We start from the raw sequence: 18,459 nt of genomic DNA, 5'->3' as shown, positions 1-18,459 counted from the left end.
TCGGGGATGTTCTCGCCCTTGACGATGGCCTCGTAGACCTTCACGCGGCCGAGAACGTCGTCGGACTTGATGGTCAGCAGCTCCTGCAGCGCGTAGCCGGCTCCGTAGGCCTCAAGGGCCCAGACCTCCATCTCGCCGAAGCGCTGGCCGCCGAACTGGGCCTTACCGCCCAGCGGCTGCTGGGTGATCATGGAGTACGGACCGGTCGAGCGGGCGTGGATCTTGTCGTCGACCAGGTGGAGCAGCTTGAGGATGTAGATGTAGCCGACCGCGATGGGATAGGGGAACGGTTCGCCGCTGCGGCCGTCGAACAGCCGGGCCTTCCCTCCGCGCTGCACCAGCCGGTCTCCGTCACGGTTGGGGACGGTGCTGTCGAGCAGGCCGACGATCTCCTCCTCGTGGGCGCCGTCGAACACCGGGGTGGCCATGTTGGTGCGCGGCTCGACCCTCTCGAAGCCCTTGTCGCGCAGCCGCTCGGCCCAGGCCTCCTGCACCCCCGTGATGTCCCAGCCGCGGGCGGCGATCCATCCGAGGTGGGTCTCCAGGACCTGGCCGACGTTCATCCGGCCGGGCACGCCCAGCGGGTTGAGGATGATGTCGACCGGGGTGCCGTCCTCCAGGAACGGCATGTCCTCCACGGGCAGGATCTTGGAGATGACGCCCTTGTTGCCGTGCCGGCCCGCCAGCTTGTCGCCCTCGGTGATCTTGCGCTTCTGGGCGACGTACACCCGGACCAGCTCGTTCACACCGGGAGGAAGCTCGTCACCCTCCTCGCGCGAGAAGACCCGCACCCCGATGACCTTGCCCGTCTCACCGTGCGGGACCTTCAGGGAGGTGTCGCGGACCTCGCGGGCCTTCTCACCGAAGATCGCGCGCAGCAGCCGCTCCTCCGGCGTCAGCTCGGTCTCACCCTTGGGCGTGACCTTGCCGACCAGGATGTCACCGGGCACCACGTCCGCGCCGATGCGGATGATGCCGCGCTCGTCGAGGTCGGCCAGGACCTCCTCGGAGACGTTCGGGATGTCCCGGGTGATCTCCTCAGGGCCCAGCTTGGTGTCGCGGGCGTCGACCTCGTGCTCCTCGATGTGGATCGAGGACAGCACGTCGTCCTGCACCAGCCGCTGGGACAGGATGATCGCGTCCTCGTAGTTGTGCCCCTCCCACGGCATGAACGCCACCAGGAGGTTCTTGCCGAGCGCCATCTCACCGTTGTCGGTGCACGGACCGTCCGCGACGACCTGGTTGATCTCCACCCGGTCGCCCTCGGCCACGATCGGCTTCTGGTTGAAGCTCGTGCCCTGGTTCGAGTGCTTGAACTTCGCCAGCCGGTAGGTCGTGCTCGTGCCGTCGTCGTTGGCGATCGTGACGTAGTCGGCCGAGACCTCCTCCACCACGCCGGCCTTCTGGGCGCTGATCAGGTCGCCCGTGTCGGTTGCCGCGCGGTACTCCATGCCGGTTCCGACCAGGGGGGCCTCGCTCCTGAGCAGGGGCACCGACTGGCGCATCATGTTCGCGCCCATGAGCGCGCGGTTGGCGTCGTCGTGCTCCAGGAACGGGATCATCGCCGTCGCCACCGACACCATCTGGCGCGGCGAGACGTCCATGTAGTGCACTTCGGTCGAGCGGACGTACTCGAACTCGCCGCCCTTGGTGCGCACCAGCACCCGCCCCTCGGCGAACCCGCCGTCCGCCGACAGCGGGGAGTTCGCCTGGGCGATCACGTACAGGTCTTCCTCGTCGGCGGTCAGGTAGGCGATCTCCTCGGTGACCCGGCCGTCCACGACCTTGCGGTAGGGCGTCTCGACGAAGCCGAAGGCGTTGAGCCGGGCGAAGCAGGCGAGGTAGCCGATGAGGCCGATGTTCGGGCCTTCGGGCGTCTCGATCGGGCACATGCGGCCGTAGTGGGACGGGTGCACGTCGCGCATCTCCACGCCGGCCCGCTCACGCGACAGACCGCCCGGACCGAGCGCCGACAGCCGCCGCCGGTGCGTCAGACCGGACAGCGGGTTGGTCTGGTCCATGAACTGCGACAGCTGGGAGGTGCCGAAGAACTCCTTCATGGCCGCCACGACCGGGCGGATGTTGATCAGGGTCTGCGGCGTGATCGCCTCGACGTCCTGCGTGGTCATGCGCTCACGGACGACGCGCTCCATGCGGGCCAGGCCCAGCCGGACCTGGTTCTGGATCAGCTCGCCGACGTTGCGCACCCGCCGGTTGCCGAAGTGGTCGATGTCGTCGACCTCCAGCGGCAGGCCGTCCGACTCCTCGCCGGCGTGCAGCCGCACCAGGTACTCGACCATCGCGACGATGTCGTCCTCGGTCAGGACGGTGACGTTGATGTCGGTGTCCGAGCCGAGCTTCTTGTTGATCTTGTAGCGGCCGACCTTGGCCAGGTCGTAGCGCTTGGGGTTGAAGTAGAGGTTCTCCAGCAGCGTCTGGGCGGACTCCTTGGTCGGCGGCTCGCCCGGGCGCAGCTTGCGGTAGATGTCGAGCAGGGCGTCGTCCTGGCCGGAGGTGTGGTCCTTCTCCAGGGTGGCGCGCATCGACTCGTACCGGCCGAACCGCTCGAGGATCTGGTCGTTGGTCCAGCCGAGCGCCTTGAGCAGCACGGTCACCGGCTGCTTGCGCTTGCGGTCGACGCGCACACCGACGCTGTCGCGCTTGTCGATCTCGAACTCCAGCCAGGATCCCCGTGAAGGGATCACCTTGCACCCGTAGAGGTCCTTGTCGGAGGTCTTGTCGACGTTGCGCTCGAAGTACACGCCGGGGGAGCGGACGAGCTGGGAGACCACGACCCGCTCGGTGCCGTTGACGATGAAGGTGCCCTTCGGCGTCATGAGCGGGAAGTCGCCCATGAACACCGTCTGGCTCTTGATCTCACCGGTGGTGTTGTTGATGAACTCCGCCGTGACGAACATCGGGGCGGAGAAGGTCATGTCCTTGTCTTTGCACTCATCGACGGAGTACTTGGGCGGCTCGAACCGGTGGTCGCGGAACGACAGGGACATGGTCCCCGCGAAGTCCTCGATCGGGCTGATCTCGTGGAAGATCTCCTCGAGGCCCGACTGGGCGGGGACGTTCTTGCGCCCGGCCTGAAGAGCCGCCTCGACCCGGGCCTTCCATCTCTCGTTGCCCAGCAGCCAGTCGAACGACTCGGTCTGCAGGGCGAGAAGGTCGGGAACCTCCAGAGGCTCCTGGATGCGCGAGAAAGAGACGCGACGGGGACCGGCGGGTACGGCGGATGCGTTGCGCGAGGCTGCCAACAGATGTCCTTCCGAGGGCTCGCGGCGGGCTGACTGCACGCACGCCAGACGACCTCGCAACGTGAGCGAGCGGAGCGGGTCGACGAGAAGGCAGCGTGGAGAGATGAGCGTACTCGCTCTAATCGAATTTGTCCACGCTTACGCAGGCCCTATCCTTCCGGGCGCAACTTCATGATGACGTACGCCACTCTGCTTGTCAATCCTCAAGCGTCGCCGAGCGGGGACTTCACCCGGCGCGCGGATCGCCGCCACCGGTACGAAGTACTAACCGGACGGATAACTGCCGACAAATCGCTAACAAAATCATTTACTCTCCCATGGCATCCAGAGATCACGGGAGTGTCAATGAACATTCGCGGGAAGGCGCCGACCGCCGTCGCGGCCGGAGCGCTGGTCACCATCGCCACCCTCACCGCGGGGGGATCACCGGCGGCGGCCCAGGCCGCACCGGCGCCCGGGGACCCGGTCACCCACGAGCAGAACCCGCGGGTCCCCGAGGGCGCCGCGTGGACGGAGGCGTACTTCCCCTCCTCGGACGGCAGCGGCGTCGAGTTGCACGCCGACGTGCTGCGTCCGGCCGGCCTGCCGGCCGACGCCAAGACCCCGGTCATCCTCTCCGTGGGGCCCTACTTCGCGCACGCCGGGCAGACCGGTCCAGAAGGCTGGGACAGGGTCGGGCCGTCGGCGCGCTTCCAGGACTTCGTCAACGGCGCCGGCCTCATGGCACGCGGCTACACCTTCGTGATGGTCGACCTGCGCGGCTTCGGCGGCAGCACCGGGTGCCTGGACTGGGTCGGCCCCGGCGAGCAGGCCGACGTCCGTGCCGCCATCGACTGGGCGGCCGGCCAGCCCTGGTCGACCGGCAAGGTCGGCATGTACGGCAAGTCGTACGACGCCGTCACCGGACTGGTGGGCAACAACCTCAAGCGGAGAAGCCTGAAGGCGGTCGTCGCGCAGGAGCCGGTCTGGAACATGTACAACTACCTGTTCAGCAACAAGGTCCCGCGCCCCAACGTCATCGGGACCCCGGCGGCGTACAACTCGATCGCGACGATCCCCGCGCTGGCCGACGACAGCGACCGGTACAAGGCGAACGCCCAGTACGAGGCGAGCCATCCGGAGTGCCTCAGCGACAACATGACCAACAACAACGACCCCGACCCGCGCTCGGCGTACTGGCGCGCCCGTGACCTCGCCGCCCGGGCGGCCGGCACCGGCACGCCGTTGTTCGTCACCCAGGGCTTCATCGAGCCCAACACCAAGCCCGAGGACATGGAGGTGTACCTCGGCAACCACCACGGCCGGGAACGCGGCTGGCTCGGCCAGTGGGAGCACGTGCGGGGCAACGACACCGACGCCTCCGGCCGGCTGTCGCAGGGACGTGCCGGCTGGTTCGACGAGGTCATGCGGTTCTACGACCAGTACCTGCGCGGCGCCGACCCGGCGGTGAGCGACCCGGCGTACGCCATCGAGGACGGCCTCGGCGCCTGGCGCGCCCAGAGCACCTGGCCGGTGATCACGACCTCGTACGACGCGCGGCTCTCCTCCGGTCGGTACGTCGACGACGGCGGCTCGGCGGCTCCCCCGGCCGCCGCGGCCGAACGCGACCGCTGGGACATGGAGCGGGCGCCGCGGATCGAGTCGCTGACCGGCGCCGAGAGGAACAACGCGGCGGCCAGGCAGGGGGCCGCGGCCACCGCGAGCTTCTGGACGTGGTCCACGCCCGCCTTCCGGAAGCTGCGGCTCACCGGTACGCCGAAGATCAGGTTCAACGCCGGTGCGAGCGGAAACGTGATGGTCCGCCTGTGGGACGTCGCCCCGGACGGCACGGCGACGATGTTCGACGAGAACGTCGCCCTGCTGGAGGGCAGAGGAACGGTCGCGTTCAAGCTGAAGTCCACCGACTGGACCTTCGAGCGGGGGCACCGCCTGGGCGTGCAGATCGGCACCATCGACTCCAACCGCTGGCTGGACGTGCCCTCGGGCAACACGATCAAGGTGTCGGACGCGCGGCTGTCCCTGGAGGTGCAGGATCCGAGGTCCGACGTGCCGACCCAGGGTGACCGCTCGCCGTACCTGGACCAGTACCTCGCGGCGAACACCACCGCCCTCGGCGACGTGGGTCCCGCCACCTTCCCGCTGAAGATCTCCAAGAGCTGACCGGCCGGGTGCCCGGCACCCCATGCCGGGCACCCGGCCCTCCATCGCGAGGCCGGGGGTCGCGGATCCGGCTTCCCTGTAGCGGGACCGCCGGTGGGCTCAGCGGGCCGCCGGGGTGGCGGGGGCGGGGCGGTGCCGGACGAGCAGGACGGTGGGGAGCGCCACGGCGAGGAAGGCGGCGGCGACCACGACGAAGCCCGTGTGGGCGGCGGCGGTGAGGGCTCCCGCGATCGCGTGGTGGATGGGGACGGCCAGCCCGGCGGGGGGCCGGCCGCTCGCGCCGTTCGCGGCCGCCTGGATCACCTGGCGTGAGACCTCGGCGGGCACGCCCGCCGCGTCGAGGCGGGCGGGGAGTCCTGCGGCGAACCTCGAGGTCAGGACTGTGCCGAGCACGCTGGCGCCGAGCACGGAGCCGAGCTGGCGGAACATGTTGACGATGGCGCTGGCCATGCCGGCCCGCTCGTGCGGAACGCTGATCACGGCGGCGGCCGTGGAGGGGGCGACGAGCAGGCCGGTGCCCGCGCCGAAGAGCAGGAGGCCGGGCCAGACCGGGCCGAAGCCGGCGGAGGGAGGGCTGAGCAGGAGCAGCAGCGCGCCCGCGGCGCCGAGGACGAGCCCGGCGGTGAGGGTGATCCTGAAGCCGACGCGCTTGACCAGCAGCGGGGCGAGGGCGCTGACCACGATGTAGGTCACGAACATGACCATGAGGAACACGCCGGCCGTCAGCGGGGTGCGTCCCTGGACCCGCTGGAGGTACAGGACGTTGAGCAGGGCGATGCCGGTGAAGCCGAACAGGGACGCGGTGGCGGACACCAGCACGGCGCTGAACGACGCCGAGCGGAACAGGCGGACGTCGACCATCGGCTGGGCGGCGCGCAGTTCGACCGCGACGAAGCCCGCCAGGGCGAGCGTGATGAGGACGTAGCCGGTGATGATCGCCGGGCTGGTGTACCCGGCGGAGCCGCCCTGGATGATCGTGAAGACCAGCGCGCCGACCGTGAGCGTCCCGAGGGCCAGACCGGCGACGTCCAGGCGTCGTGCGACGCCCCCGGTGGGGATGACCAGCGGGAACGTCAGGGCGAGCACGAGGGCTCCCGTCACGACGTTGAGCAGGTAGACCGCGTGCCACGGGAAGGAGGCGAGCAGCAGGCCCGCGGTGACCGGGCCGATCGCCAGGCCCAGCCCGGAGCAACTGGCCCAGACGCCGATCGCCGCCGTTCTCTCGTGCGGCCGGGTGAAGGTGTGGCTGACGGTCGACAGGCTGGTGGGCAGGATGATCGCCCCGCCGACGCCCATGACGGCCTGCGCGAGGATGAGGGCCGCGGCGCCGCTCGACGCGAAGGCGAGCGCGCTGCCCGCGGTGAAGACGAGCGCGCCGGTGAAGAACGTCCGGCGGTGGCCGAGCCGGTCTCCGATCGTGCCGGCCGACAGCACGAGGCTCGCGACCAGCAGGCTGTACGCGCTGGTGATCCACACGGTGGTGGTGGCGGACGCCTGGAGGTCGGCCTGGATCTCGGTGAGCGCGGTCAGCGTGGCGGAGATGTTGAAGAACGCCATCATCATGCCCAGGCACACCACGACCAGGCTGATCCAGCGCCGCGCGTTCGAGGCGGGGAGAGAGGCGGTGCGCGCGCCGGCCGGGCGCGCTCCGGCGCCGGGGGCGCGTGAGCCCGGCATGCCCGGACCCGCGACGGCGGTGTCCGAGCTCGGGATGCCGGCGCCCATGCGGGATGGGCCGGTGCGGGTGGCGGGGTCGGAGAAGGGCATGCCCGAACCATAGCCATCTAGCTATGGTTTAGCAAAGTCAGCCCTGGGTCGGCCCCGGGTCGTGGGGGACGATGACGAGGTCGTCGAGCCCGAGCTCCCGGCCCGCCTCGTCGCGCGGCCTGATGGTGACGGGCGCGCCGGTCTGGCGTTCCACCACCCGGACGGGGCCGCCGTCGGGCTGGAGGTACTTGTCGCCCCACTGCATGAGCGCGAGCACCGCGGGGAAGAGGTCCTTGCCCATCGCCGTCAGCACGTACTCGTAACGCGTGCGCTTGCCGGGCTCGCGGTACGGGCGCTTGTCCAGGACGCCGAGTTCGACGAGCTGCTTGAGGCGCGCGGAGGCGACCGCGTCGGTGATGCCGACCCGCTCGGCGAAGTCGTCGAACCGCGTCGTCCCGTAGTACGCCTCCCGGAGCAGGAGGATCGCCGACCGGGTGCCGATCACGTCCATGGCCTTGCCGATCGAGCAGCGATCGGCCCGCCAGCTCGCCCTGTCGGCGAGGGGTCCTTCCAGGATCATGGCCATGGGGGGATTGTACTCTGGCTAGCTCCAGGTATAGTCAGGCGGGCATCGCCTGGCTATGGCCGCTCATGGTCAGATGACCGCCGACGGGGTGAAGCCCGGAAGCTGAAACTTTCGATGCCGGTCAGAGGCGCACGTGGCGCCACCAGGCCAGGAGGGGCGATCGGCCCGAAAGCTCTCTGGCGGTCGTTGACGCCTCTGGAGGACCCTTCACAGACTGGCTCGCGAGCGGCGCTCTCCTGCCGACGATCAGCGTTCCAGGTGGAGGAACAGCGATGATCGACAAGGCCGTCCCGCCCGGCGGGCACCGGAAACGGCAGCCAGGCGCTCGAAGCGCGTTCGTCATCGGCCTGGTCGCCGCCCTCGGCGCGGGACTGCTCGCCCTGTCCGGGCCCGCCGACGCGGCGAGCACGCTCGGTGCGTCGGCCGAGGCGCGGGGCCGCTATTTCGGAGCGGCCGTCGCCGCCGCCCATCTGGGCGAAGCCGACTACACGACCGTGCTGAACCGCGAGTTCGACATGGTCACGCCCGAGAACGAGATGAAGTGGGACGCGGTGGAACCGGCCCGCGGCTCCTTCACCTACGTCCAGGGCGACCGCATCGTCGCCTCGGCGCGCGAGCACGGCCAGCGGGTGCGCGGGCACACACTGGTGTGGCACTCCGGGCTCCCCCAGTACATGAGCACCCTGACGTCGGCTGACGAGCTGCGCGCGGCGATGAACGACCACATCACCGGCGTGATGAACCACTACAAGGGCCAGATCTACGCCTGGGACGTGGTCAACGAGGCGTTCCTGGACGGCAGCGGAGCCCGCCGCGACTCGATGTTCCAGCGGCGCATCGGCGACGGCTTCATCGAGGAGGCCTTCCGCACCGCCCGGGCGGCCGACCCTGACGCCAAGCTCTGCTACAACGACTACAACATCGACGACGCCGACGCCGCCAAGACCCGGGCGGTGTACGCCATGGTCCAGGACTTCACCGCGCGCGGCGTGCCGATCGACTGCGTGGGCCTGCAGTCGCACTTCAACGGCCAGGCGCCGGTGCCGGGTAACTATCAGCGCACCATCGAGCGGTTCGCCGCGCTCGGCGTCGACGTGCAGATCACCGAGCTGGACATCGAGGGCTCGGGCGGCGCCCAGGCCGACGGGTACCGCAAGGTGGTCAACGCCTGCCTGGCGGTCCCGCGCTGCACCGGCATCACCGTATGGGGCGTCACCGACAAGTACTCCTGGCGCGCCGGCGGCACCCCGCTGCTGTTCGACGGCGCCTACGGCAAGAAGCCCGCCTACGACGCGGTGCTCGCCGCGCTGACCGACGCCACGACTCCCACCCCCACGCCGACGCCGACGCCCTCCGGGACGCCGCCAACCGCGGCCTGCGGCGTCAGCGCCACCACGTCGGGCCGGTGGAGCGGCGGCTACATCGTCCGGCCGGTCACCGTGACCAACACCGGCGGCTCGTCCATCACGCGCTGGACGGTCACCTTCACCCTGCCGGCCGGGCACGCCGTCACCAGGTCGTGGAACGCGTCCCTCACCACCGCCGGGCGGACGGTGACCGCCCGCGGCACCGCCCGCAACGCCTCGCTCGCCCCGGGCGCCGCCACGACGTTCGGGTTCTGGGGCAGCCGCCCTAACGGCGACCCTTCGCTGCCCTCGGGCTACACCTGCACCGCCGGCTGACCGCGCGTCGCGGCCGGCCGGGCGGCCCGTCCGGCGCGCGCTCGGGCTCAGGGGGGACGGTGACCCGTCCGGGGCCCGGTGTGCCAGGGGGTCAGGAGGAGGGCCAGGCGCGTAGGGCGATCTCGGCGACGCGCAGGAGATCCTCGCGACCGGCGCCCGAGGCGGCCTGGACGGCGATGCCGTCGGTGACGGCGTGGACGAAGCGGGCCAGGTCGGCAGGGTCGCTGTCGGCCGGCAGATCGCCTTCATCCCGGGCCCGTTCGAAACGTGCCCGCAAGGCCATCTCGCCCGCCTTCCTGCGCGCCGCGACCTCGTCTCTGACCGGCTCGGCCTCCGGCCCGCATGCCTGGACGCAGCGCACGCTGAGGCACCCCCGGGGCGTGCCGGTGCCCGAGGTCAGCTCCACGGCTCCGTACACCATGCGCTCGGCGACCTCCCGTGCCCGGGAGGCGTCGAGGGCGCGGGCCGCGAAACCGCCCGGTCCCTCGATGTAGCGGTCCAGGACCTTGCGGAACAGGTCCTCCTTGTTGCCGAACGCGGCGTAGAGGCTCGGGCGGTTGATGCCCATGGCCGCGGTGAGGTCGGAGATGGCCGTCCCCTCGTACCCCTGGCGCCAGAAGACCTCCAGGGCGCAGTCGAGCGCGGTGTCGGGGTCGAACGCGCGCGGGCGTCCTCCGGGCATGTGCGCCTCCCAGATTTCGTACCTGTCAGTACATTACCCGTTGACGCCGCTTTCCGGGCCGGGCTAGTTTCATACCGCTCGATACAAAACAGGAGGAGGCGGATCAATGGGTCGAAGGCTTGGAAGACCGATTCGCGTCGGCGTCGTCGGCGCGAGTCCCGGCCGGGGCTGGGGAACGGCCGCGCACCTGCCCGCGCTGCTCAATCTGGAGGAGTACGCGGTCACCGCCGTCGCGACGACGAGGCCGGACACCGCCCGGCGCACCGCCGCGGAGTTCGGGATACCGCACGCCTTCGCGGGCGCCGGCGAGCTGGCCGCGCATCCGGAGGTCGACGTGGTCGCCGTCGTGGTGAAGGCGCCCGACCACGGGGAGGCGGTACGGGCGGCGCTCGCGTCCGGCAAGCACGTCGTGTGCGAGTGGCCGCTCGGGGTGGACGTGGACGAGGCCGAGAAGCTGGCCGCCGCCGCGGCCGACGCCGGCGTGGTGCACGCGGTCGTCCTGCAGGGCGTCCACTCGCCGGCGGCCGGGTTCGTCGCCGACCTCCTCTCCGAGGGACGCATCGGCCGGCTGGAGTCGATCACGCTGGTGGCCGCGGGCGACTCCCTCGGCGGGGCCCGCATCGCGCCGGAGCTCGCCTGGAGCACCGACCCCGCTGCCGGGACCAACTTGCTGACCGTGATGGCCGGGCACTTCCTGGCCGTGGTCGAGGGCATAGCCGGCCCGTTCACCGAGGTCACCGCCACGCTCGGCTACCGGCGCCCCCGCGTCGAGGTGATCGGGACCGGCGAGACGGTGCCCAACGCGGTGCCCGACCACGTGGCCGTGCACGGCCCACTGGAGGGTGGGGCGATCGGCGCGGTGATCGTGCACGGCGGCGACGCGGCATCGCCCGACGGGTTCCACCTCAAGATCAGCGGGTCGGAGGGGACCCTGACGGCCGCTCCGGCGCGGCCGGGGGTGTACCCGCACTGGGCCGACTGGACGGTCGCCTACGCCACCTCCGCCGGCGTCCACGGCGGCCCGTTCACCGTGGGAGCGCACGCCGACGGCGACACCCGGCCGGACGGCGGTACCCGAAGTGCGCACGGCGGTATCTCGAACGGGGACGGCGGTGGCGGTTCGGGGCGGGGGAGCGGTGCCGGAGGCGGTCAGGCGGCCGGCTCGGTGCCGCGCGGCGTGCCCGCCGGCCCCGCGGTGAACGTCGCCGCGTTCTACCGGCGGATCGCCCCGGCGCTCGCCGAGGGACGGCCGGCGCATCCCTCCTTCCACACGGCCGTGCGGCTGCACCGCCTGCTCGCCGCCATCGAGAACGCCGCGCGGACCGGCGTCCGCCAGATCATCGCCCCCTGACCTCGCGAGGAGTCGTCCTTCATGAAGATCTTGATCATCGGCGCCACCGGTTACATCGGGACACGCGTGGCCGCGGCGCTGGCCGGGGCCGGGCACGAGGTCGTGGCGCTGACCCGCCCGGGTGCGGCGAACCCGCCGTACGCGGCGGTCACCGCCGACCTTGCCGACCCGGCCTCGCTGACCGGCGCCGCGACGGGGTTCGACCGCGTGGTGCACGCCGGACCGCCGCTCGGCGCCGAGGCGGACCTGGCCGGGGTGGACGCCCTGCTCGCCGCCGGCAGCCCTGTGGTCTACACGACGGGGGCGGCCGTCCTCGGGGCGGGTGCCGTGGACGAGGACAGTCCGCCCGCCCCGCACCCCATCGCCGCCTGGCGGCCGGAGGTCGAGCGCCGGGTGCTGGCGGCCGGCGGGTGGGTGATCCGCCCGGGTCTGGTGTACGGCCACGGCGGGGGCCTGGTCCACGGGCTGCTGGCCGCCAAGGCGGCCGAGCGGGGAGGTGGCGTGTACATCGGTGAGCCAGGGGTGCGCTGGCCGGTCGTGCACGTGGACGACCTGTCCGACCTGTATGTGGCCGTCGTGAGAAGTGCCGCGCCCGGCACCGTCTGGCACGGCATGGCCGAGACGGCCCGCCTCGACGCGATCGCGCGGGCGCTCGGCGGGGGAAGGGCGTCGTCGTGGCCTGTGGAGGAGGCGAAGGCGGAGCTGGGGCCGCTGGCGGACTTGTTCACCCGTGACCAGGACGTCTCCGCCGCCAAGACCCGCGAGCTGCTCGGCTGGACCCCGCGGCACACCTCGGTCATCGCCCACCTCACCGCCTGACCGGCGATCGGACCTCCACCGCGGGCCGGCGGGGCACGGCGGGAACGGCGCGGAACGGCGGGAACGGCGGGAACGGCGGGGAACGGCGTCCACGGCATGGCCGGTGTCGAAGGGGATTCCACGGCGCGGGCCCCACGGTGGTGGGGCCGATGGTGGTGCCGGGCGGGGCGGCCATGACGGGCGCCCCGCCCGGCGGGGGGTCAGAGCTGGCCGCTCTCGATGGCCTGCTTGATGGCGGTCTGGGTCTGCTGGTGCGAGGCTACGCCGTTGGCGACGACGAAGTCGATCAGCGCGTCGTCCGCGTCGAACGTCAGGCGCTCGGTGACCTTGGTGCCGCCGTCCTTCTGCACGGTGAAGCTGATGCGCTGGTGGGTGACGACGTTGGGCAGCGACCAGGTGTCGGTCTCGTAGAACAGCTCGGCCTCGTGGAGACGCTGCTGGGCGTGGGTGTGGGAGGAGACGATCGTTCCCTGGTAGGGGATGTCCTCGATCGCGGTGAAGTCGATGTAGCGGACGCCGCTCTGGCGCCAGTCGCGGTGGGTGGAGACCCGCGTGAGGAACGCCGCCCGGCCGATGTGGTTGTTGATGTTGGAGTACGCCGTGAAGACCTGCTGGGCCGGGGCGTTGATCGTGATGGAGATCGTCTGGCTCTGCCGGGTGCGCCCCGATCCCGGGAGCGGGGGCGGCGAGGCGTCGTAGAACTTGTAGGTGTCCCACGCGGTCTGCCACTCCGCGGCCAGTTCGGCGTCGGTGGGCGTGGTGTCGGCGTGGGCGCCGCCGGACAGGGCGGTGAGGACGAAGGCCGCGGCGAAGAGCTGAGCCGCGAGAACCTGAAGAAGCTTTCTCACATGTACCTCAAGGGGGGACAGTAGGTGCAATAGATCTTCTATCGCATGTAAGCGGCATTCCGCCCGCTGTTGGTCAAAGACGGCATCGGCCCGGCCGGGGCAACTCCATGGCGATTCGCCGTACATCGAACCTTTGTCGAGGAAGACGACTCTTATCGGAGGACACGACCGAGACGCAGAACGGGGAAGGACCGACATGCCAGTGAACCTCGCCAACGGCGAACCGCTCGCCTGGGACGCGCCTGGCCTGGACGCCGACACCAAGGCGATGCTCGACAACCTGCAGGCCAACATCCTGCAGGCGCACGTCCGCGAGCACCTGTCGGTGCTGCTGGTGAGCTTCGGCGACGGCGCCGACGGCAGGCGGTTCCTCCACGGCCTGGTGCCGCTGGTGAAGTCGGCCAGGACGCACCTCGCGGAGGTCCGCGCCTTCAACGGCACGCAGGCCCCCGGCACCCCGTACGTCGGAGTGGGCATCAGCAAGCTCGGCTATCTCAAACTCGGCCACTCCACCACCGGGTTCACCGACAACGCCTTCAAATCCGGACTCAAGCGGCGCACGGACACGCTGAGCGACCCGCCGGTGAGCGCCTGGGAGGCGCCGTACCGAAGGGAGATCCACGCGGTCGTGCTCATCGGCGACGCCACCGAGGCCACGGTCACCGCCACCCGCGAGCGCGTCCTGGCGCTGCTGCCCGCGACCGCGACGATCGTCGGCGAGGAGAGCGGCCACGGGCTGCGCAACGCGCAGGGCAACGGCATCGAGCACTTCGGCTACATCGACGGCCGCAGCCAGCCGCTGTTCCTCGCCGACCAGGTGGCCGCCGAGCCCGGCCACAACTGGACGCCGTTCTTCCCGCTGAGCCACATCCTGGTCGCCGACCCGCTGGCGCCCAAGCCGGCCCGGCACATGGGGAGCTACCTGGTGTTCCGGAAGCTGGAGCAGAACGTGCGGGCGTTCCGGCAGGCCGAGGAGGACCTGGCCGACGCGCTCGGGCTCGCCGGAGCCGACCGGGCGCTCGCCGGGGCCCTGCTGGTCGGCCGGTTCCGCAACGGCACGCCGCTGCGGCTCCACGGCAGGCCCAGCTCGGACGGCCACCCGGTGCAGAACGACTTCAGCTACCGCGACGACCCGGACGGCGCCAAGTGCCCCTTCAGCGCGCACATCCGCAAGACCAACCCGCGCGACTCCAAGGACGGCGGCCTCGAGCGCGTCCTTGGGGTGATGATGGCCCGGCGCGGCCAGACCTACGGCGCGCGCACCGACATCCCCTGGGATGACGCGCCGCCGCGGACTCGCCCGACCGGCGGGGTGGGCCTGCTGTTCATGGCGTTCAACGCGAGCCTGCAGTCCCAGTTCGAGTTCACCCAGCAGGCGTGGGCCGACAACTCCGGCTTCCCCGTGGAGGGGACCGGCCACGATCCGGTGATCGGGCAGGGCCGTCGTGAGGGCAAGGTGAGCTTCCCCAAGGCGTGGGGGAGCGAGCAGCACGGCGCGCCGCAACAGCAGGCGCCGCAGACCGTCACGATGAAAGGCGGCGAGTATTTCTTTATGCCGTCCCTCGCGTATCTCAAGAGCCTGTAAATCACCGGAGGCCGCTTTCCGGAATACCGGGTGAGGGCCGCGCGCGGCGTGCCACAGTGGAGGCGCGCCGCCTCGCCGGGGCGCCGTCAGAGGCAATTCACGCCGCCACGCGTCGAAGCCGGCCGGAGGTCCGAGTGGCGACAGCCGACAACGCAGGCCGCGGGAGATCGGGATGGCCGCGTCTCGCCGTGCCGGTCCTGGTAATGATCGCCATGGTGCTCATCGTCTCGGCCATCGGCGACTCCGCCGCGGCGCCCATCTCCTCCGGTCCTCCGGTGGCCTCCGCCTCCCCGTCGTGGTGCGATCAGCCGCCGTCCCGCGCGCTCGTGCGGCCCGGCGGCGGCGCCGCCGTCACCTTCCCCGAGGTCTCCTACGCCGTCGACCACATGGGCGGCCGCCCGCGCATCGATCTCGGGGGCAGCTACCAGGGCGTCGTCGACGAGGGCGAACGCGTCGCGGTGATCATGCGGGAACCCGCCGGCTCGTACGACCGCGTGGCGGGCGACCTGCCCGGCGAGGGCGGCTACTTCTACCAGGGCGAGGTCCGCCTCGACGAGCGTGCGCACTGCTGGACGGCGCTCGCGCTGGGCTCGCGGCTCGCCTGGAGCCCGGCCGGGCGGCCGGTATGGCACGTCTACCTTGTGCTGGTCCCGGTCGATTTCGCGGTCATGTCGGTGTCGGCGCGCGGCCGGGTCGAGGACGGCGTCTTCAGCGCTCTGCGGGTGCTCGCCGATTTCCTGGTCACGGAATAGCCGGTATAACGCGACACTTTCTCCGCTTTCCATAATATATCGGCAAATCCGGCGACTGGCGCCAAAGTGCCCCTTATCGTCCTTATCTCGCGCCAATCATTACGGGCCACGACGAAGGGTAGGAAGGTAGCGTCAACACGCCGTTATCAAGGGGGGCATATGATCAGGGCACTCAACAGAATGGGCATCCGGTCGGGCATGATGTACACGGCCGGTCTGATCTCCGTCGGCGCGTCGTTCGTCTCGTGGATGCTGTCCAAAGAGATGGAGCAGGACATCGCCCGCGCCGACCGCTGGGGCCTGTTCGTCGGTGAGTGGGCGCCGACGTTCTTCGCCATCGGCGTCGCCCTGCGCATCGAGGAGACCCGCCAGGAGATCATGTCCGGGCGCCCCGAAGAGGAGATGCGCCAGGAAGAGCGCATGGGCCGCCGCATGACCGCGGGGATCTAGGCGCACGTCCGCGATCGCCCCACCGCGGCGGCCACCGGCCGCGCGCCACCTGGCACGCGGCCGGCCCGGCTCAGTTGAGGGTGACGTACTTGCGGGGACGCAGCGCCTGCCGGCGCAGGGCCGTGAGAGCGGCGGCCTGCCCGGCCGGGGTCAGGGTGACGGGGACGGCCTCCTCGGGGGAGGGCCGGTCGTCGCGGGGGGCGCACAGGTGCAGCGCCTCCAGGCGGTGGCGCAGCTCCACCAGCGGCGCCGCCACGTCGGCCGGGGTGGTCGTCCGCCAGCCCTCGCCGACCACGACTTCGGTGACGCGCTCGGTGAGCGGGCCGCACGGCAGGTCGTCGCGCTCGACCAGGAGCATCAGCCCGACCTCGCGCACCGACATCTCCATCTCGCGCTCGCCCGTCGCGGGCGTCAGCAGGGCGGGAGCCGCCGCCTGCCACAGGGCGGCGGGGTCGTCCAGCAGCCGGCGCCCGGTCGGCGTCAGCACCAGGGCCCGGCCGGCGCGGGAGACCGCGCCGAGCTCGCGCTCGGCGATGCGGCGCAGGGCACGCAGCGCCGCCACGCCGCCCTCGCTGCGGGTGCCCGCCATCTCCCAGCCGAACCGCTCGGCCGCCTCGACGACCACGGCGCGGGCGATGTTGTGCTGCTTGGTGAGCGGCACGCCGGCGGGCAGGGCGGCCAGTTCGAGCAGCCACCGCAGAGCGGGGAACTGCGGGCCGTCGGGGACCGGGATCGGCGCGTGCAGGCGCACCTCGAACGGCTGCGCCAGGTCGCGGCGGGCGGCGCCCCGGCCGAGCACCCAGCGGTTGAGCCGCTCGCCGTGCACGCGGTTGACCCAGTTGTCGCCGCCCAGCTCGGTGCGCGGGGCGGTCAGCCAGCGGCGGGTGAGCGCCTCGGCCTGGGACTTCCAATCGCTCGCGGCGGGCACGAGCTCGCCGGAGACGACGGCGAGCTCCAGCGCCGCCGAGCAGGCGAGGTGGGCGCCGAGCTCCTCGGGGCCCATGATCGAGCTCCAGTGCAGCTCGGGCACGTCGGGTGGCAGGACGCCGGTGGCGTTCAGCGCGCGCTGGTAGGCCGCCGTCCCGGCGTCCTCGCCGCCGCGCGCGTACGTGCGCAGGATGCGCGCGGTGACCGGGGAGGTGCACAGCTCGGCGTAGCGCTCCATGCCGCCCAGCCGCAGCAGCCGGCCCAGAGCCAGGGCGAGATCGCCGTGCTCGCCGGTCACCTTCAGGGGGAGGGTGTACCAGAGGAACTCGCACACATCGAGCTGGGTGATCGTTTCTAACGGCTCGCCGCCGGTCAGCCATTCGACGGCCACCCGGGCGTCGTCGGCGACCTCCGGATCGGAGCGCTCGAGCTCGGTGAGGAGCGCGGCGACGTCGGGTGCGGGCATGCTTCGCAGTCTGCCGTATAGGGCCGGGCCCTGACGACGACCACCGCCACGGACGATTTCCACGTCACCTACCTGTAAGACCGGAAAGAGCAGAAGGGCTTGGTTGTAACGATCAGGGGGATCATGTCCGGGGTCATATCCAGCGGTCGAGGAGCATGCGCCGGTGCCAATCGTCGTAGGGGATGATCTCGGCGGCGATAACGGGGTACAGCCACCAGAAGTTAACCAGGGCCACGAGCACGAAGGCACCCGAAAGCGCGGCTCCGATGATCCTGCGCCTCGGATTGGCGCCGTTGGCCGGCCCGATGAGCAGCCCGGCCGCGAGCGTCAGCGCCAGGATCATGAACGGCAGCATGGGGGCGGTGTAGAACAGGAACATGGTGCGGTGGTCGGCGATGGCGTAGTAGACCCACGGCAGCCAGCCGACGCCGTAGGCCAGCAGCACCGCGCCGGCCCGCCAGTCGCGGGTGGCGACGTACCAGGCGATCAGCGCGATCAGCGCCACCACGGCGCCGTACCAGATGATGGGGGTTCCGACCCCGAGCACGGCCTGGGAGCACTTGTCCGCCTTGCAGCCGCCGGTGGGGCTCTCGTAGAAGAAGGCCACCGGGCGCAGCAGCAGCGGCCACTGCCAGGGCCACGACTGGTAAGGATGGGTGGAGTTCAGCCCGGTGTGGAAGCTCAGGACCATCCACTGGTAGTCCCACCAGGAGCGCAGCGAGTTGAAGACGAAGTACACCCAGCCGCTGGAGGTGGCCTGGGTCCAGTTCCGGCCGTAGCCGTAGGCGGTGGCGAACCAGCCGGTCCAACTGGCCATGTAGGTCAGCGCGGGCACCACGGCCACCGCGACCAGTGAGGTGGGCACGTCGTGGCGGAACATGCCGGAGAACGGGCGGCGCAGCCCGACCGCCCGGCGGGCTCCGGCGTCCCACACCAGGCTCATGATCGCGAAGGCGATCAGGAAGAAGATGCCGCTCCACTTGATCGCGCACGCGGCGCCGAGACACGCCCCCGCCGCTATCCGCCAGCCGCGCATGCCGAGCCACGGTCCGCTCGCGTTCAACGGCGAGGTCTCGTACCAGTCCGCCAGGCGTTCGCGGGAGCGGTCACGGTCGACCACCAGGCAGGCGAACCCGCACAACACCCAGAACATCAGGAACACATCCAGCAGCGCCGTGCGG

At 71.1% G+C, this 18,459-nt stretch carries 14 protein-coding genes; 7 read left to right on the top strand and 7 right to left on the bottom strand.

Features of this window, described 5'->3' with window-relative positions:
- A partial coding sequence (gene rpoB, locus ABZT47_RS39830; protein WP_354853863.1) for a DNA-directed RNA polymerase subunit beta occupies positions 1-3,263 on the bottom strand: 3,263 nt, incomplete at its 3' end.
- A 345-nt stretch (positions 3,264-3,608) separates the two neighbouring features.
- Between rpoB and ABZT47_RS39825 the strand changes: the two genes are divergently transcribed.
- On the top strand, positions 3,609-5,423 hold the full coding sequence (locus tag ABZT47_RS39825; RefSeq protein ID WP_354853860.1) for a CocE/NonD family hydrolase: 1,815 nt from the start codon (positions 3,609-3,611) through the stop codon (positions 5,421-5,423).
- A 99-nt stretch (positions 5,424-5,522) separates the two neighbouring features.
- Here ABZT47_RS39825 and ABZT47_RS39820 read toward each other — a convergent pair whose 3' ends face one another.
- Positions 5,523-7,190, bottom strand: a complete 1,668-nt coding sequence (locus tag ABZT47_RS39820; protein ID WP_354853857.1) for an MFS transporter — start codon at positions 7,188-7,190, stop codon at positions 5,523-5,525.
- Positions 7,191-7,227: 37 nt separating this feature from the next.
- Positions 7,228-7,716, bottom strand: a complete 489-nt coding sequence (locus ABZT47_RS39815) for a helix-turn-helix domain-containing protein (protein ID WP_354853854.1) — start codon at positions 7,714-7,716, stop codon at positions 7,228-7,230.
- A 272-nt stretch (positions 7,717-7,988) separates the two neighbouring features.
- Between ABZT47_RS39815 and ABZT47_RS39810 the strand changes: the two genes are divergently transcribed.
- On the top strand, positions 7,989-9,398 hold the full coding sequence (locus ABZT47_RS39810; RefSeq protein WP_354853851.1) for an endo-1,4-beta-xylanase: 1,410 nt from the start codon (positions 7,989-7,991) through the stop codon (positions 9,396-9,398).
- Between the two features lie 91 nt (positions 9,399-9,489).
- On the opposite strand, the gene ABZT47_RS39805 is transcribed toward ABZT47_RS39810, so the two are convergent.
- Positions 9,490-10,080 (bottom strand): TetR/AcrR family transcriptional regulator, encoded by a 591-nt coding sequence (locus ABZT47_RS39805; RefSeq protein WP_354853848.1) that lies wholly within the window; start codon positions 10,078-10,080, stop codon positions 9,490-9,492.
- 106 nt (positions 10,081-10,186) lie between these two features.
- On the opposite strand from ABZT47_RS39805, the gene ABZT47_RS39800 reads away from it, so the two are divergent.
- Together ABZT47_RS39800 and ABZT47_RS39795 are read left to right on the top strand one after the other, a co-directional pair.
- Positions 10,187-11,431, top strand: coding sequence for a Gfo/Idh/MocA family oxidoreductase (locus ABZT47_RS39800; RefSeq protein WP_354853846.1), 1,245 nt, complete (start codon positions 10,187-10,189; stop codon positions 11,429-11,431).
- A gap of 21 nt (positions 11,432-11,452) precedes the next feature.
- On the top strand, positions 11,453-12,250 hold the full coding sequence (locus ABZT47_RS39795) for an NAD-dependent epimerase/dehydratase family protein (protein ID WP_354853844.1): 798 nt from the start codon (positions 11,453-11,455) through the stop codon (positions 12,248-12,250).
- A 200-nt stretch (positions 12,251-12,450) separates the two neighbouring features.
- Here the strand turns inward: ABZT47_RS39795 and ABZT47_RS39790 are convergent, their stop codons facing one another.
- The gene (locus ABZT47_RS39790; RefSeq protein ID WP_354853841.1) at positions 12,451-13,098 is read right to left on the bottom strand and encodes an SRPBCC family protein; all 648 of its coding nucleotides are present in this window, start codon (positions 13,096-13,098) and stop codon (positions 12,451-12,453) included.
- Between the two features lie 196 nt (positions 13,099-13,294).
- Between ABZT47_RS39790 and ABZT47_RS39785 the strand changes: the two genes are divergently transcribed.
- From ABZT47_RS39785 to ABZT47_RS39775, 3 genes are all read left to right on the top strand, one after another.
- Positions 13,295-14,683, top strand: coding sequence for a hypothetical protein (locus ABZT47_RS39785; protein ID WP_354853838.1), 1,389 nt, complete (start codon positions 13,295-13,297; stop codon positions 14,681-14,683).
- 188 nt (positions 14,684-14,871) lie between these two features.
- On the top strand, positions 14,872-15,435 hold the full coding sequence (locus ABZT47_RS39780) for a hypothetical protein (protein ID WP_354853835.1): 564 nt from the start codon (positions 14,872-14,874) through the stop codon (positions 15,433-15,435).
- A 159-nt stretch (positions 15,436-15,594) separates the two neighbouring features.
- Positions 15,595-15,885: a hypothetical protein gene (locus ABZT47_RS39775; RefSeq protein WP_354853832.1), complete on the top strand. Its 291-nt coding sequence runs from the start codon at positions 15,595-15,597 to the stop codon at positions 15,883-15,885.
- Between the two features lie 70 nt (positions 15,886-15,955).
- On the opposite strand, the gene ABZT47_RS39770 is transcribed toward ABZT47_RS39775, so the two are convergent.
- Together ABZT47_RS39770 and ABZT47_RS39765 are read right to left on the bottom strand one after the other, a co-directional pair.
- Complete coding sequence (locus ABZT47_RS39770; RefSeq protein ID WP_354853829.1) at positions 15,956-17,278, bottom strand: hypothetical protein; 1,323 nt, start codon at positions 17,276-17,278, stop codon at positions 15,956-15,958.
- A 133-nt stretch (positions 17,279-17,411) separates the two neighbouring features.
- A partial coding sequence (locus ABZT47_RS39765; RefSeq protein WP_354853825.1) for a phospholipid carrier-dependent glycosyltransferase occupies positions 17,412-18,459 on the bottom strand: 1,048 nt, incomplete at its 5' end.

Origin of the sequence: Sphaerisporangium sp. NPDC005289, from assembly GCF_040607455.1 — a bacterium.
GTDB lineage: Bacteria > Actinomycetota > Actinomycetes > Streptosporangiales > Streptosporangiaceae > Sphaerisporangium > Sphaerisporangium rhizosphaerae.
The sequence above is the reverse complement of the archived record's forward strand: the minus strand, read 5'-3'. Positions and strand labels throughout refer to the sequence as shown.

What these genes read in the sequence shown, in the direction of transcription:
- ABZT47_RS39825 (WP_354853860.1), top strand. Translation starts at nt 3,609, where the DNA reads ATGAACATTCGCGGGAAGGCGCCGACCGCCGTCGCGGCCGGAGCGCTG.
- ABZT47_RS39820 (WP_354853857.1), bottom strand. Translation starts at nt 7,190, where the DNA reads ATGCCCTTCTCCGACCCCGCCACCCGCACCGGCCCATCCCGCATGGGC.
- ABZT47_RS39815 (WP_354853854.1), bottom strand. Translation starts at nt 7,716, where the DNA reads ATGGCCATGATCCTGGAAGGACCCCTCGCCGACAGGGCGAGCTGGCGG.
- ABZT47_RS39810 (WP_354853851.1), top strand. Translation starts at nt 7,989, where the DNA reads ATGATCGACAAGGCCGTCCCGCCCGGCGGGCACCGGAAACGGCAGCCA.
- ABZT47_RS39805 (WP_354853848.1), bottom strand. Translation starts at nt 10,080, where the DNA reads ATGCCCGGAGGACGCCCGCGCGCGTTCGACCCCGACACCGCGCTCGAC.
- ABZT47_RS39800 (WP_354853846.1), top strand. Translation starts at nt 10,187, where the DNA reads ATGGGTCGAAGGCTTGGAAGACCGATTCGCGTCGGCGTCGTCGGCGCG.
- ABZT47_RS39795 (WP_354853844.1), top strand. Translation starts at nt 11,453, where the DNA reads ATGAAGATCTTGATCATCGGCGCCACCGGTTACATCGGGACACGCGTG.
- ABZT47_RS39785 (WP_354853838.1), top strand. Translation starts at nt 13,295, where the DNA reads ATGCCAGTGAACCTCGCCAACGGCGAACCGCTCGCCTGGGACGCGCCT.
- ABZT47_RS39775 (WP_354853832.1), top strand. Translation starts at nt 15,595, where the DNA reads ATGATCAGGGCACTCAACAGAATGGGCATCCGGTCGGGCATGATGTAC.
- ABZT47_RS39770 (WP_354853829.1), bottom strand. Translation starts at nt 17,278, where the DNA reads ATGCCCGCACCCGACGTCGCCGCGCTCCTCACCGAGCTCGAGCGCTCC.